Here is a 26124-nt window from a genome sequence, read left to right as displayed (position 1 = left end):
CTCCGATGGGCTTCTTTGACAAGCGGGAAGGCCCTGCCTCGTGAGAGGCAGGGCCTTGATTCAATCTTTCAGGAGCAGCAAATCCTCGGGGCGGATTTGGAGGCAGAGGGAGTCCCGGGAGGACAGGGCGGCCCAGGCCTCCTTGGGAAGCTCCAGGCGGAGGCGGGAGTATCCTTCGCCGCCGCCGGGGGTGGAGAGGAGGACCACGGTGGAAAACACGTCGTCGATGACCCGCTCCACCGTGCAGGGGATGGTGTTCTCCCCGGGAGCCTCCACTGGGCGCAGGTAGTGGGAGCGCACGCCCACATGGGTCGTCCCCTCGGGAATGTCCCTGCCGGGGTCCAGGCTTACGCCCCAGTCCGTGCACGCCACCCGGCCGTCCGGGCCGGGAACGGCCCGCGAGAGATTCTTGCAGCCGGTGAGGAGGCAGGAGGAGACGGTAGCGGGGGAATCAAAGAGAGTATGGACGTCCTGTTCCGGCTGGGATCGGCCGTGGTCCAGCACGCAGACGTTTTCGCACATGCGGTAGACTTCGTCCCGGCTGTGGGTGACAAAAAGCACCGGGCCGGGGAAGGGAGAGAGCAGCTCCCCCAGCTCCAGCTCCACCTGCCAGCGGAGATAGCTGTCCAGCGCGGAGAAGGGCTCGTCCAGGAGGAGAGCGTGAGGCTCGCTTGCCAGGATGCGGGCCAGGGCCACCCGCTGCTGTTGTCCGCCGGAGAGCTGGCGGGGGTATTTGCGCTCCAAATCCTCCAGATAGAAGGACTTGACCATATCCGCCACCATCGCCTCGCGCCTCGCCCTGTCCCGGCCCCGGACCCCGGCGGCAATGTTCTGGGCCACCGTCATATTGGGGAAGAGGGCGTAGTTCTGGAAGAGATAGCCCACCCGCCGCTCCTGGGGGGAGAGGTCCACACGCTTCCCGCTGTCGAAGAGGACCCGCCCGTCCAGGACGATGCGCCCCGCATCGGGCGTGACGATGCCCGCGACGCACTTGAGGGTCATGCTCTTGCCGCAGCCCGAGGCCCCCAGAAGCCCGGTGATGCCCCGGTCGGCGGAGAAGGAGACGTTGAGCTTGAATTTGCCGAAATCCTTGCGAATATCCACTTCCAGCACGGCTACACCTCCGGCGACCCGGCGGGCCACTTCACGGTCTTCTCCCGCCGCTCCAGCAGATTGATGGCCAGGAGCACGGCGAAGGAGATGAGCAGATTGACGCCCACCCACTGGTAGGCCAGGGCGTCGTTCCCCTCCCGCCAGAGCTGGTAGACGGTGGTGGAGATGGTGGCGGTGCGGCCGGGCGTGTAGCCGGAGACCATGCTCGTCGCGCCGTACTCCCCCAGGCCACGGGCGAAGGCCAGGACGGTGCCCGCCATCAGGCCCTGCCTGCAGCCGGGCATCAGCACCCGCCAGAAGACCCAGGCGTTGGAGCGGCCCAGGGTCTTGCCGGCGTAGAGGAGGTTCTTGTCAAAGGATTCAAAGGCCCCGCGGACCGTCCGGTACATGAGGGGGAAGGTGACGATGGTGACCGCGAGGATGGAGGCTTGCCAGGTCATGGTGAGCTTGGTATCCCACCAGGCCGTGATGAGCTGGCCCACCGGCCCCTTGGGGCCCAGGAGCTTCAGAAGGAAGAAGCCCACCACCGTGGGGGGGAGCACCAGCGGCAGGGTGAGGACGCAGTCCAGCAGACCCTTGAGGCCGCTGGGGAGCTTCGCCACGCACCAGGCCGCGAAGATACCCAGAAAAAAGGTGAAGACCGTGGAGATCAGGGCGATGCGCAGGGAGTTATAGAGCGGGAACCAGTCGATAGGACAGACCCCCTTTGTTGGAATAGGTTATCAGTGGGAGATGGGGACGCCCGCCCTCAGCCTGGGATGCTGAAGCCCACGGACTGGAAGACGGCGGAGCACGCGTCGCTTTGCAGATACTCCAGAAACGCCTTGGCCTCCGCCTCGTGCTTTGTGACGTTCAGCACGGCGGCGGGGTAGACGACCTGCTTGTGGCTGCCCTCGGGGGCCTCGGTGACAATCTCCATCCGGTCCCCGTTCGCAATGGCGGAGAAGGCGTCGGTGGCGTAGATGACGCCGCAGTCCACCGCGGCGGCCGCCACCTGGGAGGTGACCTCCTTCACGTTGGTGCCGAAGGTGATCTTCCGGTCGGCGTTGAGCTGATCCCATACGCCCAGGTTGGTGAAAATCTCCTCAGAGTACTGGCCCACGGGCACGTCGGAGTTTCCAAGGGCGATGAGCTTCACCTTGTCGGTGGCCGCGTCGTCGAAGGCGGCCACGCCCGCGGGATTGCCCTCGGGGGCCACCAGGACGACCTTGTTCTCCACCAGATTCACGCGGGTGCCCTGGAGCACAAAGTCCAGGCCCTCGGCATTGCCGCCGTCGGCGTCCCTGGAGGAGTCGAGCTGGTTCATCTGCTTCTGGGCGGCGGAGATAAAGAGATCGCAGTCGGCCCCCTCCTGAATCTGCGTCTTGAGGGTGCCGGAGGAGTCAAAATTGTAGACCAGGGTCACGTTGGGCGCGACCTCCTGATATTTTTTGGCGATTTCGTTCAAGGTCTCGGTCATGGAGGCGGCGGCGAAGACGATGAGCTCCACCGGCTCGGCATCGGGTGTGGGAGCGGCGGAGGGGGAGACCACGGGGGCGCTGGGGGAGGGGGTGGTCGTGTCGCCGCCGGAGGGCTGGCCGGCACAGCCGGTCAGAGAGAACACCAGGGCCAGTGCAAGAGACAGAGAGAGTGCCTTTTTCATGTTTTGATTGCTCCTTTACAAATTCGGTAGGTCATCTCGTTTCCAAAATGGCCCTTTGCACAAGAATGTGCGCGGCCTGTCACCATAGCGCAACCGCCTTAGGCGGGTCAGGCTCGAAGCGGGGATGCGTGCCGTCCTCCTTTATGTGCGTATTAGCTCATCGGGCGCAGTTGCCCGTGGTGCCCTTTAAAATGTCCATGCCGTGGGAGAGGGGGGGAAGGATGTACTCCAGGCACTCCCGGACGGCCTTGGGGCTGCCGGGGAGGTTGACGATGAGGGCCTGGCGGCGGATGCCCGCCGCGGCCCGGCTGAGCATGGCCCGGGGGGTAATCTTCATGCTGTTCAGCCGCATGGCCTCGGAGATGCCGGGAGTAGGCCGCTCCACCACGTCCATGGTGGCCTCGGGGGTGCAGTCGGTGCGGGAGAAGCCGGTGCCGCCGGTGGTGACAATGAGGTCGGCCAGGTCGCCGTCGCACAGGCGCTTGAGCTCGGCGCCCAGCATGGCGCGGTCGTCGGGGAGAATGACGGTGTGGACGACGCGGTAGCCCGCCTTCTCCAGGAGCTCCACGGCGGCGGGGGTTGAGAGGTCCTCCCGCGCCCCGACATAGCCGGAGTCGCTGGCGGTGACCACCGCCGCGCGGAGGGCGGGGGGGAGAATGACCAGCTCGTCCCCCTCGGAGATCTCGCCGCCCTGCAGCACACGGGTAAACACGCCCTGGGTGGGCATGATGCACTCGCCCATCTTTTTAAAAATCTCACAGTGGCTGTGGCACTCCTTGCCGATTTGCGTCAGCTCCAGCAGCACGTCATTGCACTGGAAGCGGGTGCCGATGGGCAGGGCGGCAAAGTCGATGCCCTCCACCACCAGATTTTCGCCAAAGGCGCCGGAGGCCACCTCAGCCCCCCGGGCGCGGAAGGCCTCCACCTTGTCGTGGGAGAGGAGGGAGACCTGGCGGTGCCACTTGCCCGCGTGGGCGTCGTTCTCAATGCCCCAGTCGGGCAGGAATTTGGCGGAGGGCACCGCGTGCTTTTGGGTGCCCTTTTTCTCGCTGATACAGACTGCGATGACTTTACCCATGAGTATCGACCTCGTTTTTAAAGTTTTTAGGGGCTGGCAGAATGCATGGGAAGCAAGGGGACGCCGCGCCTAACCCCCAATTTGATTCATCGTGCGGCGCTCGTCCCGGCTCTGGGAGGAGGCGCCGAAGTGGTGCCGGAGGGGTTTATTCAAAATGGCGCCCTCCATGACCCGGAGCAGCTCGGCGTCGTCCGCGCCGGAGGAGAGGAGGGGCCGCAGCTCCACCCCCGCGTCGTACTGGAGACAGGTTTTGAGAAAGCCGGTGGCGGTGAGGCGCACCCGGTTGCAGGTGGAGCAGAACTGGTGGGTCATGGCGCTGATGAAGCCGATTTTCCCCCGAAAGCCCGCCGGGCGGAAGTACCGGCAGGGGCCGCCGCCCTTGTCCCCCTCGCAGGGGGCCAGGGGCCCGAGGGCCTCCTCCAGCCAGGCGCGCAGATCCGCCTCGGAGATGCCGGGCATACCGCCGCCCAGGCCGATGGGCATCAGCTCAATGAAGCGCACCGCCAGGGGGCGGTTCCGGGCCAGCTCGGCCAGGGGGACCCACTGGGAGGCGTTTTCCAGGGTGGGGACGCAGTTGAGCTTGACTGTCAGGCCGGGGGTGTCAAGCGCCGCGTTCAGCCCCGCGAGAGCGGAGGAGAGACCGCTGCGCCGGGCAATGGCGGCGAACTGGACGGGGTCCAGGGTGTCCAGGCTGATGTTCACCCCGTCCAGGCCGGCGGACATGAGGCCGGGGAGCTGCTCCCTCAACAGGGTGCCGTTGGTGGTGACCATAACCGTCTCAATGCCGGGTATGGCCTTCAGCTCCCGGATCAGGTCGTCCAGCCCCCGTCTCACCAGGGGCTCGCCCCCGGTGAGACGAATACGGCGGACCCCCAGGGAGGCGAAGAGCCGGGTCAGCCGGACGATCTCCTCATAGGAGAGAATGGACGCGTGGGGGACCCACTCCACCCCCTCGGCGGGCATACAGTAGACGCAGCGGAGGTTGCAGCGGTCGGTGATGGAGATGCGCAGGTAGTCGATGCTCCTGCCCTGGCCGTCGGTCATGACTGCTCCCTCCTCTGCAGATAATCCAAAATCACCCGCGCGGCTGCCTCGGCGTCTCCGAAGGGAATCCGGGGCACGTCGTCGGGAAGAATGTCCAGGTCCGTGACCAGGGCCAGCAGGGTGCGCGCTTCGCAGACGGAGCGGCCCGAGTTGCCCCTGCGCACCAGCTCCAGCTTGGGCCAGGCCGAGTGCTTAAAGCCCTCCAGCAGAATTAAATCCGCATCGGGGAAAAGGGGAATCAAATCCACCTCGCTGACCGCTGCGGGCCGGACCAACTGAAACTTTTCCCCGTCGAAGACGGCGGTGCCGCAGGCCCCGGCGGAGAGATGGCGGGCGGTGTCTGTGCCGGGGGTATCGGCGTCGAAGCTGTGGCCGTCGTGCTTGATGACCGCCGTGCGCACCCCGGCGGCGTTCAGATAGGGGAGCATGGCGGCGATAAGCCAGGTTTTGCCTGAGTTTTTCACGCCGCTGACGGCCACTACGGCGGGCTTAGTCATGGTCGTATACCCCCGACTTGCCGCCCTCCTTGTGGAGCAGGTGAATGCCGGTGAGTTCCATGGACTTGTCGATGGCCTTGCACATGTCGTAGATGGTCAGCAGAGCCACCGTCACGCCGGTGAGGGCCTCCATCTCCACACCGGTTTTGCCGTCCAGCTTGACGGTGCAGCGGGCCTCCACGGCGCACTCCTCCGCCAGGATGGTGAAGTCCACCCTGGCGTTGGAGAGCATGAGAGGGTGGCAGAGGGGGATGAGGTCGCTGGTACGCTTGGTGCCCATAATGCCGGCCACCCGGGCCACGCCCAGCACGTCGCCCTTCGCGGCGGTGTGGCCGGTAATGGCGTCCAGCACGGGGCGGGAGACCTTTATTTTCCCGGCGGCCACGGCCTCCCGGTGGGTGGGGGCTTTGGAGGACACGTCCACCATAATGGCGTTGCCCTCGCCGTCGAAGTGGTTGAATCTCGGCGCGTCCATCATCAGTCCCCCTTTCCGAAGGGACAGACAGGATAGCGGCACTCCCCGCAGCCCAGGCACAGTCCGCCGTGGCCCAGGGCGGACAGATCGGCCCTGGTGACGCCCACATCGGCCAGCACACGGGGGAGAATCAGGTCAAAGACGGTGGCCTTGGCGTACATGACGCAGCCGGGCAGTCCCATGATGGGGGTGCCGTCCTCGAAGTACCCCAGCAGGAACATAGCGCCGGGGAGGACGGGCGCGCCGTAAGAGACAATTCTCGCCCCGGTGGCTTTGATGGCCCCGGGAGTCTGGTCGTCAGGGTCCACGCTCATGCCGCCCGTGCAGAGAATCAGCTCCGCGCCGGCCGCCCGGGCGGCAGAGACGGCGGCGACAATCTTCCCGCGCTCATCGGGGACCTTGACCTGGGAGACCGCCTCCACTCCGAAGGCGGCCAGCTTTTGGATGAGGACGGGGGTAAAAGCGTCCTCAATGCGGCCCAAAAAGACCTCGTTGCCGGTGGTGACGATGGCGGCGGTCCTCCGGCGGTAGGGGAGGAGCTCCAGCAGGGGCGTCTCTCCGGCGGCGGCCTCGGCCGCAGCGACCCGGGCCTCGTCCACCACCAGGGGGATGACCCGGGTTCCGGCCAGCTTGTCGCCCCGACGTACCGTGGTATTGGTATGGCGGGTGGCGATCATGACTTCGTCCAGGGCGTTGATGGCGTTCAGCCGGGCCACGTCAACCCGGAAGAGGCCGTCGATATCCGCAATCAGCTCAATTTTCCCCTCCTTCACGGGGGTGGAGGACATATTGGCGTTCTGGCAGATGGCCCTCAGCCGCTCGGCGGCCTCGTTCTCGTGGAGGACGCCCTCGGTCTTCTCCCAGACATAGAGGTGCTCCTTGCCCATGGAGAGGAGCATGGGGATGTCCTCCTCGGTGACGATGTGGCCCTTGCGGAAGGCGGCGTCCTTGGTGACGCCGGGGACGATGCGTGTCAGGTCGTGGCAGAGGACGTGCCCCACGGCGTTGACGGTCTCAATGAGCTTCATAGCGCGGCTTCCTTTCGGTACAAAAATGAAAAACGGGGGTCTTGTCCGGGTGTAGGACAAGACCCCCGCATATGTTACCATATCCAGGCGGGCCTCTCCTTTTCAAATACGGAAGGCGGGAGCGTTTCCAGTCCCACCCTGCGGCGCGGTCCCCATAGGCTTGGCCCTTAGGGGAGGGCGCTCGGAGAGCTGTTTTCGGTTGTCGGGTCTATTTTAATGCAATTGGAAGAGCGTGTCAACAGGGAAGAAACGTGGAGGGGGTAGCAAAAAAACGGGTGGGCAGGGGACGCGGAAACAGGGAGCGGCTGAAACGGAGCCGCATGCGGGGGTATGACTAGGGTGTATCTGAAAATTCGGGGTGGTGAGGACTTTAAGCGGAAAAGGCGTTCTGCCGCGCCGCCTGGACTTTTCAGATACACCCTAGTTTGTCCGGCGGGCGGCCAGCTCCTCCACGGTGCGGGGGGGCGGGTCCATGCGCAGCAGGCGGCCCACCTGGTAAAGCGTGGGCTGCTGAAGGCCGCACTGCTTCAGGAGGGCATCGTCCGCAAAGACCCGCTCCGGGGCCGCGTCGGCCCGCAGCGTGCCGCCGCTGAAGACCAGCACCCGCTCCGCCCAGCGCCAGGCGAAGTCCACGTCGTGGGTGGCGATGACCAGCCCCAGGCCCCGCCGGCCCAGCAGCTCCAGATTCTGCTCCAGAAGCCGGGCGTTGGCCGGGTCCAGACTGGCGGCGGGCTCGTCCAACAGGAGAAGCTCCGGCTCCATGGCCAGCACGTCCGCAATGCTCACCCGCTTCTTCTCACCACCCGAGAGGTAGTGGGGGGGCCGGGTGCGGAAGTCCTCCAGCTGGAGGTTTTCAACGGCGTCGTCCACCCTGCGGCGGACCTCCTCCCGGGGGAGGCGGAGATTCATGGGGCCGAAGCTGACCTCAGCCTCCACCGTCCCGGCGATGATCTGGGTGTCCGGGTCCTGGAAGACCAGGCCCACCGCCCGGCGCAGCCTGGAGCGGTCGGGATTCTTACTGCCCAGCCGCTCGCCGTCGAGATAGATGTCGCCGGCGGAGGGCCGCAGAACTCCGTTGCAGCAGAGGAAGAAAGTACTCTTACCCGCGCCGTTGTTGCCCAGGACGGCCACCCGCTGTCCGGCATAGAGGGACACGGACACGTCGGTCAGGGCGGCGCGGTCGTCGTCGTAGGAATAGCTTAAATGTTCAAGGCGCAGCAGTTCTCTCATAGCGGTACCCCCGGATTTCAATGGTGAAAACAAAATAAAAAGTGGAAGGGCTGGGATGGACGGGTAATGGGAGTTTAGCGGAGGGGGTTCTCCCAGGTGAAACCCTGTTTCTCAATGCTTTTAACCATGTTCAAGTTTAGATTTAAAAGGCCAATAGGGAAAGTCCGAAGGTGAGAATCAGCAGCCCCGCAGCGGCCGCCGCATGGACGGGAAGAACGGGCTTCTCCCGCTCCAGAAAGCGGATCTCGCCGTCGTAGCAGCGGCTCTCCATTGCGTCAAAACAGGCCCCGGCCCGCTTAAAGCTCCGGGCCAGAAGGTTTGCATAGATACTGCCGGTGGTGCGGACCGAGAGACGGAAGCCGTCGTACCCCAGACGGCTCTGGGCCGCGTCGTGCATGGTGCGGTGCATGTCCAGCAGGATGAAGATATAGCGGTAGATGAGGTACATCAGCTCCACCGCAAGGGCGGGCACATGGGCCCGGCGGAGAACGGCGATTATCTCGGCCATGGGGGTGGAGAGGCTCAGGAGGTAGAGACAGCTCACCGCCCCCAGGGCCTTGCAGATTACCAGGGCGGTGCGGGCCTGGGCGGCGGGGCTGACGCTGAGCCAGCCGCCGAACAGGGGGATATTCAGCACCCCGGCGGGACTGTCCCCCCAACTCCACAACAGGGCCAGTGCGCTGATAAGAAGAAAGGCCGCGGGGAGGGCCAGGAGAGAGAGGTAGTCGTGGAGCGGCACCCGCCCGCCCCGGACGGTGAGGACGCCCATCAGCAGCGCCAGGGCCAGCCCCGGCAGGGCGGAGGCGGAGAGGACGCACAGCAGCAGCAGGGCCAGGCTGCCCCAGAATTTAAGCACGGCGTTTACGCCCCCCAGGGAGGAGCGCTGTGCCAGAGCGTCGATGGACAGGGCCCCGCCGTGCTCATGGCGGCCCAGCAGCCCCAGAAGCAGTCCCAGCCCCACGGACAGCAGGCCCAGAGGGCCGGGCGGCATCCGGCCCCAGCCCAGGCAGGCGGATACCAGGGCGGTGAGTATTGCGGTGATAATCATGGCGTTCTCTCCCCAATTGACGACAGGGTGAAAGCGGCCTGCCGTCTGGACAGGCCGCTTTCGCGGAGTGTGGCGTTATACGGCGCCGGCTTTGCCGGCCGCGCGGTCGGCCCGGGGCGTCTCCCCGGGCTTCTGATATTTGCGGCGGGCCACCAGGTAGCCGAAGCCGAAGGCGATGATGCCCACGCCGATGCCGGTCTGAACGCAGAAGAGAAGGCTCTCCACCTCGCCGGGGAGTTCGCCGCCCAGCATCGTCTCCAGCACGGGGGTGAACCAGGGCTCATACTCCGTGCCGGTGATCTCGCTGACCATCTGGCTGCCCGCGTCGTCGCTGCCGCCGAAGTCCGCGCCCCTCTGGGCGAAGAGGGGCACCACCGCGATGAGAACAGCCAGGGCCAGCAGGGCGATAATCAGGCCCTTATTGCTCTTTTTCTTCTCCATCTCAGCCCACCTCCTCAAGAAAACCGATGTCACGCAGCTCGGGCTTGGCGTAGGTCTCCATACCGATGATGATGACCACGGTGAGAATGCCCTCGATGATGGCCAGGGGGAGCTGGGTGGGGGCGAAAACCCCCAGGAACTTGACGGCGCTGGCGAAGAACCCGCCCGCCTCGCTGGGGTAGGCGGCGGCCAGCTGGAGGCTGGTGACGCAGTAGGTGAACAAATCGCCCAGGCAGGCGGCCAGGAAGATGGAGACCTTGCGGTTTACCTTCAGCTTCTTGCAGAGCATATAGAGCGCCCAGGCGAAGATGGGCCCGGCGATGGCCATGCTGAAGGTGTTGGCCCCCAGGCTGGTAATGCCGCCGTGGGCCAGCAGGATGGCCTGGAACAGCAGCACGATGATGCCCAGCACGCTCACCTGGAAGGGTCCGAAGAGGATGGCGGCCAGACCGGTGCCCGTCATGTGGCTGCAGGAGCCGGTGACCGAAGGAATCTTCAGCGAGGAGATGACGAAGATGAAGGCGCCGGACATGGCCAGCAGAATGAGGGCCTTGCGCTGATTTTTGACGGTGCGGCGGATGCCGACGAGGCCCGCCGCCAGGAAAGGCAGGCAGACGACGCCCCAAACGGCGCACTGGCCGGCGGGGAGGTAGCCCTCCATGATGTGCATGGCGGAGGCGGCGGGTGCGGCGGCCAGGAAGAGGGAGAGGACGGTGATGACGCCCACAAAACGCCGCTCGTTTTTGGTCCATTTTTTTGCCATGGTGCATTTCCTCCTTAAATTATGCTTGATTGCCTATTTTTGAACTGGGGCGCCGGCGCCCTGGGGCTCGGTGTGCAGGCCGAGCTGGTAGAGGGCGTTGGCCCAGGAGCCGCAGGCGTCCTGGAGCTGGCGGCGCACCTGCGCCGGAACCTCGCCCCGCTTGGGGGGGCGGCCCAGGCTCCGGGCCAGCTCCTCCACCAGAGTCAGGTTGCGCCGTGTGTCCGGGCCTGGGGAGAGAAGGCGGTAGTAGCAGTCGTATAGGGCCGTGCTGTGGGGACGGGTCCTGCCGGGGGAGCGGTCCAGGGCCGCGCCCGAGAAGGGGCTGATATGTACCACCGGCTCCAGTCCGATTTGATAGAGCACATTCCGCCAGGAGCCGCAGCGGTTCACCAGCGTGCCCCGCAGGGTCTCGTCCACCTCGCTGCGCAGGGGCGCACGGCCCAGCTCCACGGCCTGGGCCTTGAGCATCTCCAGCATGGCCCGGCAGCGCGCGTCCAGATCGGTCACGGGGTGGACGGTGCGCACGCGCTCCACGCCCGCGGCGGCCAGCACGTCGGCCCAGGTGGCGTACTCCCTGCGCAGGCCCTCGCAGACCTGGGGCAGATCCTTGGGGTGGGGCACCCTGCCCAGCTCGGCGGCGGCCCTGCGCACCTCGGAGAGCAGTGCCGCCCGCTGCCGCCGCTCCTCCTCCTGCCGGGCCAGAGACTTGCCGCCGCTGCCGGCGGACTTGCTCAGTCCCGCCGCGGTGAGGGCGTAGGGCCACTTACCGAAGCGCTGGCGCAGGTAGGCGCGCCAAACCCAGTAGATCTCCTTCTGGGCGGGGGAGCGGCCCAGCTCCTCCGCGCGCCGGCGCAGGACGTCCAGCAGGTCCTCGTCGGAGAGGCTACCGTAGAAAGCCGCGCCCGCCTCCTCGGAGAGGGAGAAGGCGGCGCGGATCTCCGCGGGAAGGTCCGGGTCGGTGGCCGACTGGCCGGGGTGCTCCTCCGCCAGCCGGGCCAGCCACGCCCTGCGGCGGCGCAGCTCGCTTTCACTTAAACTAACCTGTTTCATGAACATGCTCCTGTCTCATATCATGTCCGTATTGTGCGGCGCTCCCCCCAATCGGTGCCACAGCCGGACGGCGGATCTCCTGGAAAATCCATAAAAAACGGCTGTGGTAATCGAAATTACCACAGCCGGATTCCTGTGTGCAAAGGAACCGCGTCAGGGCACCTCCCTTACGCGGCAAGCTCTTTTTTGTAGGTCTTCTGACTCGCGCATACGGAGCGCAAACAGCTCCTGCGTCCGTGCCCTGGCCTTCTCGGGTCTCCCCAATGGCCGACAATCATGTCTGCGGGCGGCGGACTCTGCGCATACAGCGGCGGTACCGTTCGGGATTCTCACCCGATTCCCTTGTTCAGCCGGACCAAAAGAGTGGGCCGGCCACAAAAAAGTTCAGTTGTAGGGACACTGAAGACAGAAAATGCCCGCTCCATGGGGGAGCAGGCATTGTGATACTACGGTGAACAGAATGCAGCCCCTCAGGAAAGGTCCATGGAGAATACGCTCGCGGCTGACTTATGCTCTGCAAGAGCAAATACAGCGGTCATCGTGCCGGACTCCCACCGGACTTTCGATAAAGAGCGCCGCGTCCTTGGGGGTCGGGGCACTCATCGCATCTGTCACGATTCAATTGTCAGTGTCTAGGCGTGATTATAGCACAGGACCTGGAAAAGAGCAAGGGGAAATTTGGACAATCCGCGCAGCGGCGGGTCCTGTCCAGGCCCGCCGCTGCGCGGATATTGCCGGATTACATTCGGGGAAGCTCCAGGTAGCGCTGAAGCATGACCGCCAGCTCCGCCCGGGCGGCGGCGGCCTGGGGGGCGAGGATGCCGCCGCCCCTGCCGTTGAGAATCCCCTGGCCCAGGCACCAGCACACGGCGTCCCGGGCCAATGGGGATACCTGTGTGTTGTCGGCGAAATTGCCAATGGCCATGCCCTCGGTGGGAGTCTCCTCGCCCCTGAGCCCGGCATAGCGGTAGAGGAGGACGGCGAGCTGCTCACGGGTGACGGAGTCGCCCCCGCCGGAACGGCCGTCGGCATAGCCCGTGATGAGGGACTGCTCCCCGGCCCAGGCCAGGGCGTCCCGCGCGTCGGGGGGGACATCGGTAAAGGCTGCGTCGCCCTGGGCGGAGGGGCAGCCCTCCAGAGTCCAGAGGAGGGAGACCGCGGCAGCCCGGGTGGCGTCATTCAGAGGGGAGAAGGAGGCGGCCGGGTCGGCCTCGATAAGGCCGTGCTGACAAAGGCCCGCGACTCCCGCGTAGAACCAGTCGGCCGGCTCCACATCGGCGAAGAGGGCCGTCGGCTGCGCCGGTCGAAAGGCCACGGTAATGGTGACTTTTCCCGCGGACTGGATAAAGGTGAATCTGCCGTCCCCCGCAGGGATGACCTCCACGGCGCTGCCGCTGCGGTCGGTGACGGTCACGGTATCCACCACATAGCCCTCCACTGCGGTGGCGGTGACGGTGACCTTCTGCCCTTTAAAGGGCGCGGCGGGGGAGGCTTTCACTGTGCCGTGCTCAGACTTGATGATAGTGGGGCGATAGGTGGCGGGGCCGGCGGAGACGGTGGGCTCCGCCGCAGAGATGGGACCGGGGATATAGGCGATGCGGCAGGGCGCTCCGCTTACCGATGCCTCTATCGCCCTTATCTCGGCGGAGGGGGATATCCCGCAGGAGGCCAGGATGGTATTCAGTCCGGCCACTGCGGGTGCGGAGTCCTCACCCATGGCGAGATATGCAAGCCCCATGCTGACATCCAGCAGAGTCTGCCCCCGGAACGTGCCGCCGCTGATGGATACGGCATCCGCCGAGTCGTAGACAACGAGCAGGCCCACCGTGCCGCCGTCCACGGCGATGGAGCCGCCGGCCAGATAGACAATGCCGGATACCGTGCTGTTTTCAACGGTCAGCGAGCCGCCGGTCTGCATAATGCCGCTGTTGAGCGTGCCGCCGCCGGTGAGGGTCAGGCTGCCGCCGGCCTCGGACCCGACGCGGGGGCAGGTGAGAACCTTCCTGTTTAAGTCTAGGGTGACGGAGGCCGCACCGGTATGAAATTCGAGATGATTGGTGAAGCTCTGCTCCACCTTGATGCTTACCGTGCCGCCGTCCGCCGACTCCAGCGCGTCCTGAAGAGTGGCGTAGTAGACGGTCCCGCCGTCCGCCGTGACCGAGCAGTTCTTCTCCAGGGTGTCGGGCAGCGCGGGGGACTGCTCGCCAGGCGCATTCATAAGGGTGGGCAGAGCGCCGCCCACGCCGGTGGCTCCGGAGGGATTGTGCCATACGTCGGAGTCGTCGAGCCAGGTGTCCCAGGAAATTTCGCCCGGGTCCAGACTCTCGCCGTGACCCGTATCCGCGCCGGCTTCGGTAATCTCCTGCTGAGCGCCATGGACAATGAGCTTCATGTCCGCGCGGGCGGCGGCGCCGGTAATGGTGGCGCCGTCCAAAATTTCGCCGGCCACCCGGCCGATGGAGCTGACATTCTCAGAGGCGGCCTCCACCTTCGGCCCGAGAGACAGACAGTTTGTCATGGCGGCTGTTGCGTAATGCTCGCCCACGATGCCGCCGATAATGTAGCTTTCGCCAACCACCGCGCCGGCGTTATAGCAGTATTGAACGGCGGAGGAGTCGTTGTTGCCCACGATGCCGCCCACCTTGCTCTGGGCGGAGATTTCGCCGGTGTTGTAGCAGTTGCGGACGGTGCTGCCGCCGAAGGCATTGCCGGCGATGCCGCCCACATTGCCGAGAGCGCCGGAAATCATGCCGGTGTTATAGCAGGACTGAACTGACGCACCCGACCCGAGCTCTCCCGCGATGCCGCCGGCAATACGGGCGGAAGTGCTGACGTCGGCGGTATTGGCACAGCTTTCAATGGTTCCCCCGCTGCACTGGTCGGCCAGACCGCCGACGATGGAATCGCGCTTACTCACGTCGCCGGCAATGACCAGGTTCTGCACCGTGCCGCCCTTGCCGACGCTGCGGAACAGGCCGCCTTCGGTGTTGCTCAGCGTGATGGTATTGCCGCCGCCGTCAAAGGCGGCGGCGAACCCGCCGGTGCCCGTGCCCAAATAGGTGTCGGCGGGGGCGGTAATATCGTCTGTCAGCAAAATGGAGGCCCCGCTGCCGTCGCTTTTGGCGGTCAGCTCGGCCAGCTTTGTCAGCTCCCCGGGAGTGGAGACGGTGTAAGTGCTCCCGTCCGCAAGCTCCGCGGCTTCGCTGATGGGTGTGGCGCCGCCCGATGCAAGGGCGTCCGTGGGCAGCAGGGCCAGCAGCAGACAGAGCGACAGACAGGCCGCCGCCATGCGCCTGGCCGCAGTACGGCGCGGAGCGAAGGCCGCCGTACGCAGCCGGGAATGGGTCCGGCCGCCGGGTATCAGCTGTTTCATCAGGTGCGTAGTCATAGTACCCCTCCTTATGATTGTCAAACTTCATGCGCCGGGGGGCCGCGAGTATCCGCCGATACATAAAGCTTTGTGGCTGCTGCCCGGAACCGGGCAGCAGCAGTTTGCTATGCATCGCCTGCATAGCAAAAACAGTTTATCATCCGTCCGGCAAAACCGGACCCGCGAGGATAAACGACGTTTATTTGAGGACAATTGATGAGATACCGTCCGTCCCTCCCGCGGAGGCTTACTCTGCTGTGCTCCCATTGCCTGGAGGAGACGCTTGAAAAAGCCTTCTCTTTCGGACAATATCGCGCAGCGGCGGTCCCACAGACTTGTACTCCAGCGACCAGAGCACACGTAGAATATCGTCATGGTTATAACCTTTCTGCGGACTCGATGATTGCCCTGAGTGATGGGTTCCAAGGGCAAATCTAACCAAACCACAAAAAGACCCCCGCCCGCTTTTTCAAAAGCTGGGCGAGGGTCAATTCTTTGCGCTTAACGAAACAGTTTTTGCTTAACTGGATGACATTGCCCTCGGGCCGGAGCTTTTTATACGCCGGAAGCTGTTCACAAGGGCTTTTGCCTCAAAGGGGCAAAAGCCCTTGATGACGGGACGTTTCACTCGGCCCGGGCGGATAAGAAGAGACGGGGTTCCCGTCAGTCGGGCGGGCAGGGAAGCGGTCCGCCGATGAAAGGTATTGACACGGCTCGCCAACATGCCGGCTGCCTTCGCCCGGAAGAACCGTTCACTTCTTTAGCGGAAAAGAGCGAAAAATCAATTTTAGACTGTATCTAAGTAAAAATCGCATATTAAAACGACTTGCGAACTAAAAAGTTTTAAAATAATGCTCCAAACCCATTGCGGACCACGGCGGTTTATGGTAAACTATCTTTAGATAACTTGCCCTGAGTCGGACGAAAAAGGGCAATTAAAATAAAATAGAACGTGAGGTGAACTGATTGCGGAAAAAGCTAAAGGAAAAAATATCGGAGGCGCTCTCGTCAGTGCTCCCAATCACCATTATCGTCCTGCTGCTCTCCTTCACGCTGGCTCCCATGCCCATCGGCACGCTGATGCTCTTCCTGCTGGGCGCGGCATTGCTTATTGTGGGCATGGGCTTCTTCTCCCTGGGGGCGGATATCGCCATGATGCCCATGGGGGACCAGATGGGGCGTAAGCTGGGCGCATCGGGGAAGGTGGCGGTCATCGCCCTGGTGTGCTTTCTCATCGGCGTGACGGTGACCATTGCCGAGCCGGACCTTCAGGTCCTGGCCCGTCAGGTCCCGGCGGTGCCGGATATGGTCATCATCCTCACTGTGGCGGCGGGGGTGGGGGTGTTCCTGCTGGTATCCATGCTGCGCACCCGGTTCGGCGTACCCCTTCAGTATGCCCTGATCGGGATGTACATCATCGTCTTCATTCTCTCCATCTTTGTACCGAACGAGTTCCTGGCCGTGGCCTTCGATTCGGGCGGCGTGACCACCGGCCCCATCACCGTGCCCTTTATCATGGCGCTGGGCACCGGCCTTGCCAGCATCAAGGGTAAGGACGAGGACAACTTCGGCATGGTCGCGGTCTGCAGCGTCGGCCCAATCCTGGCGGTCATGATACTGGGCCTGATCTATCGTTCCAGCGAGGTGGCCTACACCCCCTTCACCATCCCCGCGGTATTTTCCTCCCAGGACGTGGGAGAGCAGTTCCTCCGGGGCCTGCCCACTTATCTGAAGGAGGTGTTCCTGGGCCTGCTTCCCATCGTCCTCTTCTTCCTGGTGTTCCAGATGGTCTCCATCCGTCTTAAGCGCCGGCCCCTCATCAAAATCGGCGTGGGCATCCTCTATACCTTTATCGGCCTGGTCCTCTTTCTCACAGGGGCGAATATCGGCTTTATGCCCGCCGGACACTACCTGGGCGAGACCCTGGCCGCCGGGACGCCGAGCTGGGTGCTGATTCCCATCGGCATGGTGGTGGGGTACTTCATCGTGGCGGCGGAGCCGGCCGTCCATGTCCTGAACAAGCAGGTGGAGGAGGTCACCAGCGGCGCCATCCCCCAGAAGGCCATCGGCCTGTCCCTCTCCATCGGCGTGGCGGTCTCCATCGGCATCTCCATGCTGCGGGTCTGGCTGCATATCCCCATCTATTTTTTCCTGGTGCCGGGCTACCTTATCGCCCTGGCGCTCACGTTTTTCGTACCCAAGATTTTCACCGCCATCGCCTTTGACTCGGGCGGCGTGGCCTCCGGTCCCATGACGGCCACCTTCCTGCTCCCCTTCGCCATGGGGGCCTGCCAGGCCCTGGGAGGCGATGTGCTGATGGACGCCTTCGGCGTGGTGGCCATGGTGGCGATGACGCCTCTCATCACGATTCAGATTCTGGGCCTCTTCTACCAGCGGAAGCTGAAGCGGACCAGGGACGTGACCGCCGAGGAGGAACTGCTCCTCACCGACGATATCATCGATTACACAGAGGAGGTGGAGACAGATGTCTAAGGACGGCAGAGTTAAGCTGCTGGTCACCATTGTGGACCGGGACAAGGGCCGGGCGGCGGTGGACATCTACCGCGCCCACAAAATGCATTTTGACTATCTCTGCATGGGATACGGCACGGCGAATTCTCAGATTCTGGACTATTTCGGCCTGGCCGAGACGGAGAAGGACGTGGTGTTCACCCTGGTGCCCGAGACCAGGGTGAAGGGGCTGATTGCCGAGATGAACGAGCGTTTTCATCTCAATCACCCCGGCCGGGGAATTCTGTTCACCGTCCCCCTCTCCGGGGTGAGCGGCCAGGTGCCGCAGATCCTCTGCAGGGATGGGGAAGAAGAGAAGGAGGAGCTTACCGTGGACAATGCAAACCAATACGATTTAATCCTGGTGGTGGTCAACCGGGGCAACGTGGATACCGTCATGGATGCCGCCCGGGAGGGGGGCGCCCGGGGCGGCACTGTCCTCCATGCCCGCCGGGTGGGGCTGGAGGACGGCGAGAATCTGCTGGGCTTCACCCTCCAGCCGGAGAAGGAGATCATCGCCATCCTGTCCCCCCGGCCCCAGAAGCTGGAGATCATGCGTGCGGTGAACAAGGCCGCGGGCCTCACGACCGAGTGCCGGGGCATATTGTTCTCTCTGCCTGTGGAGGACATGATGGGCCTGCAGGGCATCATGGGCGCACGGCAGCCGGAATAAGCTGAACCCCCCGGAGGCGGCCGCCTCCGGGGGGTTCAGCTTGTCAAAGAAGCCCCTCAGGGCTTCTTTGACAGAAGGGGGCATGACGGATGGGGCTTGATTTTTTGGGAAAAAGTCGCCCGATCCGTCATGAGAAGTGTCATTTCTCAGGCGCATTTCCCAAGAAACGGCGGGTTCTCATTTGATTTTGCCGTCTGCGGACGACGCAGTTCTGCGAGGCTTTCTCTGCGGAGGGGGGCCGAGCTTGGGCCCTGTCCGCGCCCGCCGCCCGCTCTTTTTAAAACAGCTCCTCCGACGGGGTAAACTTAAGTCCCTGGGTCTCGGCGACAGGCTGATTGGTCAGCTTTCCCAGATAGGCATTGAGCCCTCTGCGCAGGCTGGGGTCCGCCCGCATGGCCTCCTCCGGGCCCTTGTCCGCGATGGCCCGGATGTAGGGGAGGGTGGCATTGGTGAGGGCGTAGGTGGAGGTCCTGGGCACCGCGCCGGGCATATTGGAAACCGCGTAGTGGACCACCCCATGCTTCACGTAGGTGGGGTTCTCATGGGTGGTGACATGGTCGATGGTCTCCACCGACCCGCCCTGATCCACCGCCACGTCGATGATGACCGACCCAGGGCGCATCTCCTTCACCATCTCCTCGGTGATGAGCCGGGGGGCCAGCGCGCCGGTGAGGTGGACGGTGCTCACCACCAAATCCGCCTGCCGCACCGCGGCGGCGATATTGTAGGGGGTGGACACCAGGGTGGTCACCCTGCCCCGGTAGTGGTCGTCGATGTCGGTCAGCCGCTCCAGGGACACGTCCAGCACCGTCACCTGAGCCCCCAGGCCAACCGCCATCTTGATGGCGTTGACGCCCACATTGCCCGCGCCCAGCACCATCACATGGCCCGGGGCCACGCCGGGCACGCCGCCCAGCAGCACGCCCATGCCGCCGTAGGTCTGCTCCAGCAGCCGCGCGCCCACCTGGATGGCCATGCGCCCGGCCACCTCGCTCATGGGGGCCAGCAGGGGGAGCCCGCCGTCCGGGAGTTCTACGGTCTCATACCCAATGGCGATGACCTTCCTGGCCAGCACCGCACGGGTCAGGGCCTTGTCGGGGGCCAGGTGCAGGTAGGTGAAGAGGGTCTGCCCGCTGCGCAGGAGAGAGTACTCCTGGGGCTGGGGCTCCTTGACCTTGACCACCAGGTCGGCGGCCCGGTAGACCTCCGCGGGGTCCTCGGTGATGGCGGCGCCTGCGGCGGCATACTCCTCGTCGGTCAGGCCGCTGCTCAGTCCGGCGCTGCTCTGCACCAGTACGCTGTGTCCGGCGCGGACCAGCAGGTCCACGCCGGACGGGGTCAGTGAGACGCGAAATTCCTGGGGCTTGCACTCCATGGGCACGCCGATGATCATAGCAGTCCCTCCTTGTCAAGATATTCACAAGTTTAGCCGCATTTATAGAATAAACGGGCTCTTTACTGTATTTTTATTGTACCATGACCGGAGAGGAACTACAAGCAGAAAAACCGCGCCCCCGCCCCAAAAGAGCGGGGACCCGGCCCGCGCGCCGCCGCGGGCCGGGTCCCCCGTTTCATTTCAAACGCTCAATCCGGATCTTTCCCCGGTCGAAGGGCAGGGGGATGATTACCTCTCCGGGCATGGCCGCCTTCGTCCGCCTCTCCGCCGCCCCGTCCCGGACCAGCGCGTCCATGCGGAAGACGGACAATACGATCCCCACCAGCACCAGATCCGCCAGCAGATAACCCGGGCCGTAGGTAAGAAGGGGGAAGGCTTCGGCGCCGAAGAGCCGCCAGCCCAGATTGGTGGACAGATAGCCCGCCCCCTGCACCAGGAGAATTGAGGTGCAGGCCCAGCAGAGAAGCTTGCCCGTCCCGCTTTTGAGCTTCCGCACCCGGAGCGCCGCCCACAGGGCCAGGACCGCCAGCAGCATCCCGGCGGCCAGCAGTACCCAGGTCCCCCACCGGGCGGCCAGCCAGAGCAGATCGAAGCCGTTGCTCCAGCCTTGGGGATGGAAAAACTGCGCCTCCGTCTGGGTGAGCGCCGTCCCGCCCAGGAGCGGCATCCGCTCCAGCGCGCCCCGGACCAGCAGCGCCTGCCAGCCCTTGCCCAGAGGGTCGGCCTCCGGGCGGAAAATCGGAGTAAGGCGGGAGACGAGATACTGGCCGTACCGCAGAAGAACCGCCGCCGCGGTCCCCAGCACAGGCCCCCAGGCACAGGCCAGACATGCGGTCCGTCCACCCTGGAACCACCCCGCCCACGCCGCCGCCGTCAGCACCGCCAGCATGGACGCGCCGCAGATGAGGGCGGTGGAGAAGTCGGGCCGGGACATGGGGAGGAGGGCCAGCGGCACAATCAGCAGGGAGGCCAGCGCCGCCGTGAGCCTGCCCCGGCCCCGCAGGCGGCACACCAGGGCGGTATAAAGCAGAGGGAGAAACAGGTAGACATAGAATGTCCCCCGTCCCAGAAACGCGCTGAGTCTCCCGGGAGTGACTGCCCCCCGCCACAGGGGAAAGCACAATGTGAGCACGCAGAAGGCCAGCAGGGGCGCGCCCCAGAGCCAGAGCCTGCGCAGGAAGAAGGAGTAGTCCGCGCCCCAGAGCGCGGCCATCGCCGCCAGCCCAACCCCCATGGCAACAAGCTGGCGGCGGAGCAGGTACTCCCCGTCCAAGCAGAGCGTCATGGCGGCGATCCCCAGCCCCAGCACGGCCAGCACCGCGATCAAAAGGCTCCAGTTGGTCCGGGGCCGGTGGAGCCGGTCCAGCTCCTTTCCCACCTCCGTGGGGTCGCCCATCTCGGCCACGGCCCGCTCCGCCGCCGCCCCGGCCCCGTCTCCCAGGGCCTCGAAATCCCGCGCCTGGTCGGCAATGTGGTCCTCCAGCTCCCGCAGGAGAGCCCTGCGGGCCCGCCTCCAGCGGATCTGCGCCCCCGCCGTCTCCAGCCAGGCCTGAACTGAGCCGTTACGTTCCACAGGGTTCACCTCCCAGCACACGTCCCACCGCCTCCGCGTAGGCCGCCCACTCGGCCTCCTTTTCCCGCAGGGCGTTCCGCCCGTCAGCCGTCAGGTGGTAGTACCGCCGCACCCTGCCGCCGCCGGCGGTCTCGTCGTAGGAAGCCACCCAGCGCTGTTCCTCCAGCGCGTGGAGCAGGGGGTAGAGGGTCCCGGCCTTCAGGTCGAAGACGTGGTTGGAGCGCAGCCGCAGAGCCTCTATCATCTCGTAGCCGTACATATCCCGCCGCGCCAGCAGGGAGAGCAGCAGCATCCCCGTCCCGCCGGGCGCGCCCTTTTCCTTTGACATAGCAGTCCCTCCGATGTTCCTCAGCCCTCCCCACCGGGGAGGGTCCATAATATCCGGACCCGGTCTGTGTGAAAAACAATAGGTAGATTATCTATATATGCGATTATATATCGGCAATCTACCTATGTCAAGAAAACACTTGACATTACATATATTATAACGTTATATTATATGTAATGATTGGAGGGAGTACCATGGAGCGAAAAACCATCCGCCTCACCACCCGTGAAGAGCTGAACACCTACATGAGCCCGGTGCGCCAGGAGCTGCTGCGGACCCTGCGGCTCTCCGGGGAGCCCATGACCCCCAAGGAGCTGTCCCTGCGGCTGAAGATTTCAGCCTCGTCGGTCCAGCACCACCTGAAAAAGCTGCTGGACCTGGGCGTGGTGGAGGTGGACCACCGCGCGCTTATCAACGGCATCACCGCCACCTACTACCGGGATTCCCCGGTGGAGGTGCGCATGGGCATGGAGCGCGGGGACGACCTGCGGGAGGAGCGGGAGGCCATGGTGGGCCAAATGGTGGAGCAGGTCTACGGCGGCTTTGTGGAGCGCACCCGCCAGGTCCGGGCGGGGATGGACGAGGAGACGCTGCAGGGGTATGCGTACCTCACCAGCGGCCTGGCCCGGCTCCTGCCCGGAGAGCGCGCCGGGCTGCTGGAGACCGTCCGCCGCTATCTGGAGGCCCACGAGCGCCCCGGCGGGCCGGGGGAGGAGACCTGGGAGTACCTCATCGTGGCCTATCGGCCGGAGGAACAGCCGTGAAGCCGGCCCAGCGCCTCATCTTATTCCTGCACAGCTTTTCCGGCGGCGTGCTGATGCCCATCCTCAGCCTGCTGCTGCTGGAGCGGGGCTGCGACCTGCGCACCCTGCCCCTGGTACTGGGAGTCTACTCCGCCACCGTGATCCTCTGCGAGGTGCCCTCCGGCGTCTGCGCCGACCTCCTGGGGCGGAAAAAGACCTTTCTCATCTCCTGCGCGCTGGGGGCGGGGAGTATGCTGGCCCTGCTCCTGTCCGGGAGCGTGTGGGCCCTGCTTTCCGGCTTCGTGCTCTACGGCCTCTCCCGGGCCTTCTCCTCCGGCAGCCTGGACGCCCTGATTATCGAGGAGTACGCCGCCGCCCACGGCGGGGAGGGCTACTCCGCCATCACGGGCCAGCTCTCGCTGTGCCAGAGCGTGGGTCTCGCCGCCGGAGCCATTGGGGGCGGCGCGCTGCCCAACTGGCGGGGGTACGGCCTCCACCTGATGATCCGTCTTGTGCTGGCGGCGGCCGTGGGGCTGCTGTGTATGGCCTTCGTGCGCGAGGCCCGACAGGAGCACGCCGGGCCCCGGCCCTCCCTGCGCGGCTACCTGGGCGAGGCGGCGGGCATTGTGAAGGGCTCCCGGGCCATGACGGGCCTTCTGATATGCCTGTTCTCCACCGGGGCGCTGGTCAGCCTGGTGGAGGCCTACTGGCAGCCCATGTTCACCGCTATTATCACCCCGGAGCAGACGCCGCTGCTGGGAGTGGTCTCCGCTGTGGGCTTCGCCTCGGCGGCGCTGGGCAATGTGCTCATCCGGCGGGCAAAAGCCGCCGCCGGAGCAGCGGAATGGCGCAGATATGCGGTTTTGCGCATCATTCTCGCCGCTTCGGCGGCTCTCTTTGCCCTCCAGGCGAATGTACCCGGATTTTTTGTGTTTTACGGGCTTTTATATCTGCTTTTGGGCGGCGCGGACGTGCTGGAACAGACCCTGATGAACCGCATGGTCCCCGACGCCCAGCGGGCGGGGCTGCTGAGCGTGGCCTCCCTCTCCTGCCAGCTGGGGGGCCTGCTGGCCTGCGGCGTCGCCGGCGCGGCGGTGGGGACGCTGGGATTTGCCGGCCTCTGCCTGACCGCCGGGGCCGCGGTGCTCCTCTGCACCGCGGCGGCGCTTTTCCTGAGAAAACCGCGGAAAAGCGTCACGAATTGAGCACTTGAGACGATAGTACTGCAGAGGAGACTTTTGCGGGGAGGGAGCGCCATGGCGCGGACAAAACGGGCCGCTTTTATCATTTTAGGGGGTATTTTCCTGGCTGTGGGTACAGGCGCATTCGTTTTGCTCCATTGGGACGCTAAAGTTGACGAATTGGAGGGAATTTCCCTGGTTTTGACGGAGGGCAGCGCCAGCCGCGCGGGCGTGGAGTTTGCCGTCGTCAACAACACGGACGGGGAATTGACCTACGGCGCGCGGTACGACCTTCAAAGGCGGGGACTCTTTGGCTGGGAGTGGGTCCTCCAGCGGGCAAATACCGCATGGCCGCTGTCGCTGAGGGTGGCAGGGGCCGGCACGAGCGCCGCGGAGACGGCGGACTGGGAGCGCGGCTGGGGCTTTTTGAGGCCGGGGACCTACCGCCTGGTGAAGGAGGTCGAGCTGAACGGGAAAGGGCCGTACCGTCTGGCGGTGGAGTTTGAAATTGAATAAAAACGTATAAAGAGCCCTCCGGCTTATGCCGGAGGGCTCTTTAGCTTGTCAAGGAAGCCCCGTGGGGCTTCCTTGACAGAAGGCTGCATGACGGATGGGGCTCTTTTCTTGTGCCGGGGCGCGGAAGGGGTTGAAAAACGCCATTGGAGGCGGGATTCGCCTCAGGTGCCGGAGACGGCGCGGTTGATGGCGGAGAGAATGCCCTTGAGGGGGGCAAGGTTGATGTTGTGGGAGATGCCCACGCCGAAGTGGTCCTGTCCGCCCTTGTCCCGGAGCTGAATATATGCCACCGCCATGGAGTCGGAGCCAACCGAGACGGCGTGCTCCTTATAGTCCACAAAGGTAAACTGGTCCATCTTCTGGCCGTGGATGGCGTTGAAGAAGGAGTCAATGGGGCCGTTGCCGGAGCCCTGGACCTGGAAGACGGTATCGTGGTGGCGGATGGTGCCGGCGAAGGTGACGTGGGAGCGGCCGTCCTCGTCGGTAAACTCGGCGAAAGAGTGGCGCAGGAGCTGGTAGGGCGCCGCAGCGTCGATGTAGTTCGCCTTGAAGAGGTCGTAAATCCGCTGGGGGGTGATCTCCCTGCCCACGGCGTCGGTCTCCGCCTGGACGATGCGGCCGAACTCGGGGTGCATGGCCTTGGGGAGGTCGAAGCCGAAGTTATGCTGCATGACGTAGGCCGCGCCGCCCTTGCCCGACTGGGAGTTGATGCGGATGATTGGCTCGTACTGCCGCCCCACATCTGCCGGGTCGATGGGCAGATAGGGGATCTCCCAGAACTCGGTGCCGCTCTCGCGCATGTACGCCGTGCCCTTGTTGATGGCGTCCTGATGAGAGCCGGAGAAGGCGGTGAAGACCAGCTCTCCGGCGTAGGGCTGGCGCTCGCCCACCTTCATTTTGGTGCAGCGCTCGTACATATCCCGGATCTTGTTCACGTCGGAAAAATCCAGCTCCGGGTCCACGCCCTGGGTATAGAGATTGAGGGCCAGGGTGACCATGTCCACGTTGCCGGTCCGCTCGCCGTTGCCGAAGAGGGTGGCCTCAATGCGCTCCGCGCCGGCCAGGAGACCCAGCTCGGCGGTGGCCACGCCGCAGCCGCGGTCGTTATGGGGGTGGAGGGAGATGATGGCGCTCTCCCGGCCGGGGAGCTTCCTGATGAAGTACTCAATCTCGTCGGCAAAGTAGTTGGGCATGCAGTTTTCCACCGTGGTGGGGAGATTGAGGATGATTTTTTTCTCGGGGGTGGCGTGGACGGCCTCGATGACGGCCTGACAGATGTCCACGGCGGCGTCCATCTCGGTACCCATAAAGGACTCGGGGGAGTACTCGTACCGCAGATCCATCCCCGCTTCGATGGCGCTGCGGCTCAGCTCATAGATGAGCCCGGCGGCGTCCACGGCGATTTTCTTCACGCCCTCCACGTCGGTATGGAAGACCACCTTGCGCTGAAGGGTGGAGGTGGAGTTATAGAAATGGAAAATGACGTGCTTGGCGCCCTTGATGGCCTCAAAGGTCTTCTGAATCAGGTGGGGCCGGGCCTGGACCAGGACCTGGATGGTCACGTCGTCGGGAATGTGGCCGCCGTCGATGAGCTCCCGGCAGATCTCGTACTCGGTCTCGCTGGCGGAGGGGAAGCCGATCTCAATCTCCTTCACGCCGATATCCACCAGGGTGTGGAAATACTCCAGCTTCTCCTGGAGGTTCATGGGGTCCACCAGGGCCTGGTTGCCGTCCCGCAGGTCCACGGAGCACCAGATGGGGGCCTTGCTGACCCGGCGGTCCGGCCACCGGCGGTCCTCCAGCTTCAGGGGCACAAAGGGGATGTACTTTTCAAAGGACTTTTTCATGGGGTTTGACCTCCTGTGCGGCCAGAGACAAAACAAACGCCCCTGACCTAAGATTAGGTCAGGGGCGTAAAATACGCGGTACCACCCTGATTCCGCACGCCGTCTCCGGTATGCGCTCGTCAGCCTCCAACAAGGCCTTGGCCGTTAACGAGGCCATTCGTCCCACCCTACTGGTTTCCGTTCGGGCGGGCGGCTCCGGGACCAGTATACACCAGAAGCCCTCGCGCCGGTTCGCACCAACCACCGGTTCTCTGAGCGGGACAGCCTGGTCTTATTCCCTTCCTCGCCTTTGGGGGAGATATTGCATTGATTGTATCGGAAGGGCGGGTGTTTGTCAAGAGGCGGAGGGTGGAGAATTTTTGGGACAGGGCGGGGGACGTGGGCGGAACACAGGGAGCGGGCGGGACGTGATAAGTTTTTTCTATCTCGCCATAGGGAGACCCAGTTATGCAATTTGAATGCGGCTCGTTAAAATAAAGACATAGTGAATGTGCAATTCGTCAAAAACAAAGGCAATACTGGAAGGGAGGTTCGTTTATTTTTACGGCGCAGAGAGAAAGAGAAACATAGAGAAAGG

23 protein-coding genes, 3 riboswitches and 1 other annotated feature are annotated in these 26124 nt (G+C 64.4%); of the genes, 5 read left to right on the top strand and 18 right to left on the bottom strand.

From position 1 onward, the window contains the following. Positions 1-60 precede the first annotated feature (60 nt). From H8S62_RS00265 to H8S62_RS00200, 14 genes are all read right to left on the bottom strand, one after another. Positions 61-1113 (bottom strand): ATP-binding cassette domain-containing protein, encoded by a 1053-nt coding sequence (locus tag H8S62_RS00265; protein WP_186918129.1) that lies wholly within the window; start codon positions 1111-1113, stop codon positions 61-63. A 2-nt stretch (positions 1114-1115) separates the two neighbouring features. Beyond that, positions 1116-1805 (bottom strand): molybdate ABC transporter permease subunit, encoded by a 690-nt coding sequence (gene modB / locus H8S62_RS00260; protein WP_186918327.1) that lies wholly within the window; start codon positions 1803-1805, stop codon positions 1116-1118. A 56-nt stretch (positions 1806-1861) separates the two neighbouring features. Further along, positions 1862-2755: a molybdate ABC transporter substrate-binding protein gene (gene modA / locus H8S62_RS00255; protein ID WP_155152881.1), complete on the bottom strand. Its 894-nt coding sequence runs from the start codon at positions 2753-2755 to the stop codon at positions 1862-1864. Beyond that, positions 2750-2885, bottom strand: a riboswitch (molybdenum cofactor riboswitch). It overlaps the preceding gene by 6 nt. 27 nt (positions 2886-2912) lie before the next feature. After that, entirely contained in the window at positions 2913-3833 is a 921-nt protein-coding gene (locus H8S62_RS00250) for an MOSC domain-containing protein (protein WP_186918128.1), read from the bottom strand. A 69-nt stretch (positions 3834-3902) separates the two neighbouring features. Beyond that, the gene (moaA, locus tag H8S62_RS00245) at positions 3903-4877 is read right to left on the bottom strand and encodes a GTP 3',8-cyclase MoaA (protein WP_155145441.1); all 975 of its coding nucleotides are present in this window, start codon (positions 4875-4877) and stop codon (positions 3903-3905) included. Further along, positions 4874-5374 (bottom strand): molybdopterin-guanine dinucleotide biosynthesis protein B, encoded by a 501-nt coding sequence (mobB, locus tag H8S62_RS00240; RefSeq protein ID WP_155145443.1) that lies wholly within the window; start codon positions 5372-5374, stop codon positions 4874-4876. The genes moaA and mobB overlap by 4 nt, the downstream gene beginning before the upstream one ends. Continuing rightward, on the bottom strand, positions 5367-5849 hold the full coding sequence (moaC, locus tag H8S62_RS00235) for a cyclic pyranopterin monophosphate synthase MoaC (RefSeq protein WP_186918127.1): 483 nt from the start codon (positions 5847-5849) through the stop codon (positions 5367-5369). Before moaC ends, mobB begins: the two co-directional genes overlap by 8 nt. A 2-nt stretch (positions 5850-5851) precedes the next feature. After that, positions 5852-6877: a molybdopterin-binding protein gene (locus tag H8S62_RS00230; protein WP_155145447.1), complete on the bottom strand. Its 1026-nt coding sequence runs from the start codon at positions 6875-6877 to the stop codon at positions 5852-5854. Positions 6878-6956: 79 nt separating this feature from the next. Beyond that, a riboswitch (molybdenum cofactor riboswitch) is annotated at positions 6957-7076 on the bottom strand. Between the two features lie 221 nt (positions 7077-7297). Beyond that, positions 7298-8107: an energy-coupling factor ABC transporter ATP-binding protein gene (locus H8S62_RS00225; RefSeq protein ID WP_155145449.1), complete on the bottom strand. Its 810-nt coding sequence runs from the start codon at positions 8105-8107 to the stop codon at positions 7298-7300. A 142-nt stretch (positions 8108-8249) separates the two neighbouring features. Beyond that, positions 8250-9155, bottom strand: coding sequence for a cobalt ECF transporter T component CbiQ (gene cbiQ, locus H8S62_RS00220; protein WP_155145451.1), 906 nt, complete (start codon positions 9153-9155; stop codon positions 8250-8252). A 75-nt stretch (positions 9156-9230) separates the two neighbouring features. Further along, a complete protein-coding gene (locus H8S62_RS00215) occupies positions 9231-9596 on the bottom strand; it encodes an energy-coupling factor ABC transporter substrate-binding protein (RefSeq protein ID WP_186918126.1) in 366 nt (121 codons plus the stop codon). A 1-nt stretch (position 9597) separates the two neighbouring features. Next, positions 9598-10359 carry an energy-coupling factor ABC transporter permease gene (locus H8S62_RS00210; RefSeq protein ID WP_186918125.1) on the bottom strand — a complete coding sequence of 254 codons (762 nt, stop codon included), beginning with the start codon at positions 10357-10359 and terminating at the stop codon, positions 9598-9600. Between the two features lie 33 nt (positions 10360-10392). Next, positions 10393-11409: a homing endonuclease associated repeat-containing protein gene (locus H8S62_RS00205; RefSeq protein ID WP_186918124.1), complete on the bottom strand. Its 1017-nt coding sequence runs from the start codon at positions 11407-11409 to the stop codon at positions 10393-10395. 170 nt (positions 11410-11579) lie between these two features. Next, positions 11580-11802, bottom strand: a riboswitch (cobalamin riboswitch). Positions 11803-12148: 346 nt separating this feature from the next. Next, positions 12149-14797, bottom strand: coding sequence for an S-layer homology domain-containing protein (locus H8S62_RS00200; RefSeq protein WP_186918123.1), 2649 nt, complete (start codon positions 14795-14797; stop codon positions 12149-12151). Positions 14798-15790: 993 nt separating this feature from the next. On the opposite strand from H8S62_RS00200, the gene H8S62_RS00195 reads away from it, so the two are divergent. Both H8S62_RS00195 and H8S62_RS00190 read left to right on the top strand, forming a co-directional pair. After that, positions 15791-17272 carry a DUF1538 domain-containing protein gene (locus tag H8S62_RS00195; RefSeq protein ID WP_341480988.1) on the top strand — a complete coding sequence of 494 codons (1482 nt, stop codon included), beginning with the start codon at positions 15791-15793 and terminating at the stop codon, positions 17270-17272. Then, positions 17265-17963, top strand: coding sequence for a hypothetical protein (locus tag H8S62_RS00190; protein ID WP_155145463.1), 699 nt, complete (start codon positions 17265-17267; stop codon positions 17961-17963). The genes H8S62_RS00195 and H8S62_RS00190 overlap by 8 nt, the downstream gene beginning before the upstream one ends. A 277-nt stretch (positions 17964-18240) precedes the next feature. Here the strand turns inward: H8S62_RS00190 and ald are convergent, their stop codons facing one another. The 3 genes from ald to H8S62_RS00175 all read right to left on the bottom strand — a co-directional run bounded on the left by ald (position 18241) and on the right by H8S62_RS00175 (position 21260). After that, positions 18241-19356, bottom strand: coding sequence for an alanine dehydrogenase (ald, locus tag H8S62_RS00185; protein WP_155145465.1), 1116 nt, complete (start codon positions 19354-19356; stop codon positions 18241-18243). Between the two features lie 178 nt (positions 19357-19534). Continuing rightward, positions 19535-20932, bottom strand: a complete 1398-nt coding sequence (locus H8S62_RS00180) for an FtsW/RodA/SpoVE family cell cycle protein (protein WP_186918122.1) — start codon at positions 20930-20932, stop codon at positions 19535-19537. After that, the gene (locus H8S62_RS00175) at positions 20922-21260 is read right to left on the bottom strand and encodes a PadR family transcriptional regulator (RefSeq protein WP_186918121.1); all 339 of its coding nucleotides are present in this window, start codon (positions 21258-21260) and stop codon (positions 20922-20924) included. Before H8S62_RS00175 ends, H8S62_RS00180 begins: the two co-directional genes overlap by 11 nt. Before the next feature lie 194 nt (positions 21261-21454). On the opposite strand from H8S62_RS00175, the gene H8S62_RS00170 reads away from it, so the two are divergent. The 3 genes from H8S62_RS00170 to H8S62_RS00160 are packed head-to-tail and all read left to right on the top strand — an operon-like array spanning position 21455 to position 23700. Further along, the gene (locus tag H8S62_RS00170) at positions 21455-22024 is read left to right on the top strand and encodes a winged helix-turn-helix domain-containing protein (protein ID WP_186918120.1); all 570 of its coding nucleotides are present in this window, start codon (positions 21455-21457) and stop codon (positions 22022-22024) included. Continuing rightward, the gene (locus H8S62_RS00165; protein WP_186918119.1) at positions 22021-23208 is read left to right on the top strand and encodes an MFS transporter; all 1188 of its coding nucleotides are present in this window, start codon (positions 22021-22023) and stop codon (positions 23206-23208) included. Before H8S62_RS00170 ends, H8S62_RS00165 begins: the two co-directional genes overlap by 4 nt. Before the next feature lie 51 nt (positions 23209-23259). Then, positions 23260-23700 (top strand): immunoglobulin-like domain-containing protein, encoded by a 441-nt coding sequence (locus H8S62_RS00160; RefSeq protein WP_186918118.1) that lies wholly within the window; start codon positions 23260-23262, stop codon positions 23698-23700. A 161-nt stretch (positions 23701-23861) separates the two neighbouring features. Here H8S62_RS00160 and leuA read toward each other — a convergent pair whose 3' ends face one another. Continuing rightward, positions 23862-25547 carry a 2-isopropylmalate synthase gene (gene leuA / locus H8S62_RS00155; protein WP_155145477.1) on the bottom strand — a complete coding sequence of 562 codons (1686 nt, stop codon included), beginning with the start codon at positions 25545-25547 and terminating at the stop codon, positions 23862-23864. Between the two features lie 57 nt (positions 25548-25604). Further along, positions 25605-25840 (bottom strand) — a binding site (T-box leader). Positions 25841-26124 lie beyond the last annotated feature (284 nt).

Origin of the sequence: Lawsonibacter faecis (assembly GCF_014287675.1) — a bacterium.
In the GTDB taxonomy this organism is placed as follows: domain Bacteria; phylum Bacillota; class Clostridia; order Oscillospirales; family Oscillospiraceae; genus Pseudoflavonifractor; species Pseudoflavonifractor faecis.
Note: the sequence above shows the minus strand (reverse complement) of the source record. Positions and strands in the feature narration are given on the sequence as shown.

What these genes read in the sequence shown, in the direction of transcription:
- modA (WP_155152881.1), bottom strand. Translation starts at nt 2,755, where the DNA reads ATGAAAAAGGCACTCTCTCTGTCTCTTGCACTGGCCCTGGTGTTCTCT.
- H8S62_RS00190 (WP_155145463.1), top strand. Translation starts at nt 17,265, where the DNA reads ATGTCTAAGGACGGCAGAGTTAAGCTGCTGGTCACCATTGTGGACCGG.
- H8S62_RS00205 (WP_186918124.1), bottom strand. Translation starts at nt 11,409, where the DNA reads ATGAAACAGGTTAGTTTAAGTGAAAGCGAGCTGCGCCGCCGCAGGGCG.
- H8S62_RS00215 (WP_186918126.1), bottom strand. Translation starts at nt 9,596, where the DNA reads ATGGAGAAGAAAAAGAGCAATAAGGGCCTGATTATCGCCCTGCTGGCC.
- moaC (WP_186918127.1), bottom strand. Translation starts at nt 5,849, where the DNA reads ATGGACGCGCCGAGATTCAACCACTTCGACGGCGAGGGCAACGCCATT.
- H8S62_RS00210 (WP_186918125.1), bottom strand. Translation starts at nt 10,359, where the DNA reads ATGGCAAAAAAATGGACCAAAAACGAGCGGCGTTTTGTGGGCGTCATC.
- H8S62_RS00230 (WP_155145447.1), bottom strand. Translation starts at nt 6,877, where the DNA reads ATGAAGCTCATTGAGACCGTCAACGCCGTGGGGCACGTCCTCTGCCAC.
- moaA (WP_155145441.1), bottom strand. Translation starts at nt 4,877, where the DNA reads ATGACCGACGGCCAGGGCAGGAGCATCGACTACCTGCGCATCTCCATC.
- H8S62_RS00175 (WP_186918121.1), bottom strand. Translation starts at nt 21,260, where the DNA reads ATGTCAAAGGAAAAGGGCGCGCCCGGCGGGACGGGGATGCTGCTGCTC.
- H8S62_RS00250 (WP_186918128.1), bottom strand. Translation starts at nt 3,833, where the DNA reads ATGGGTAAAGTCATCGCAGTCTGTATCAGCGAGAAAAAGGGCACCCAA.
- H8S62_RS00160 (WP_186918118.1), top strand. Translation starts at nt 23,260, where the DNA reads ATGGCGCGGACAAAACGGGCCGCTTTTATCATTTTAGGGGGTATTTTC.
- H8S62_RS00225 (WP_155145449.1), bottom strand. Translation starts at nt 8,107, where the DNA reads ATGAGAGAACTGCTGCGCCTTGAACATTTAAGCTATTCCTACGACGAC.
- H8S62_RS00200 (WP_186918123.1), bottom strand. Translation starts at nt 14,797, where the DNA reads ATGACTACGCACCTGATGAAACAGCTGATACCCGGCGGCCGGACCCAT.
- ald (WP_155145465.1), bottom strand. Translation starts at nt 19,356, where the DNA reads ATGATCATCGGCGTGCCCATGGAGTGCAAGCCCCAGGAATTTCGCGTC.
- leuA (WP_155145477.1), bottom strand. Translation starts at nt 25,547, where the DNA reads ATGAAAAAGTCCTTTGAAAAGTACATCCCCTTTGTGCCCCTGAAGCTG.
- mobB (WP_155145443.1), bottom strand. Translation starts at nt 5,374, where the DNA reads ATGACTAAGCCCGCCGTAGTGGCCGTCAGCGGCGTGAAAAACTCAGGC.
- H8S62_RS00170 (WP_186918120.1), top strand. Translation starts at nt 21,455, where the DNA reads ATGGAGCGAAAAACCATCCGCCTCACCACCCGTGAAGAGCTGAACACC.
- cbiQ (WP_155145451.1), bottom strand. Translation starts at nt 9,155, where the DNA reads ATGATTATCACCGCAATACTCACCGCCCTGGTATCCGCCTGCCTGGGC.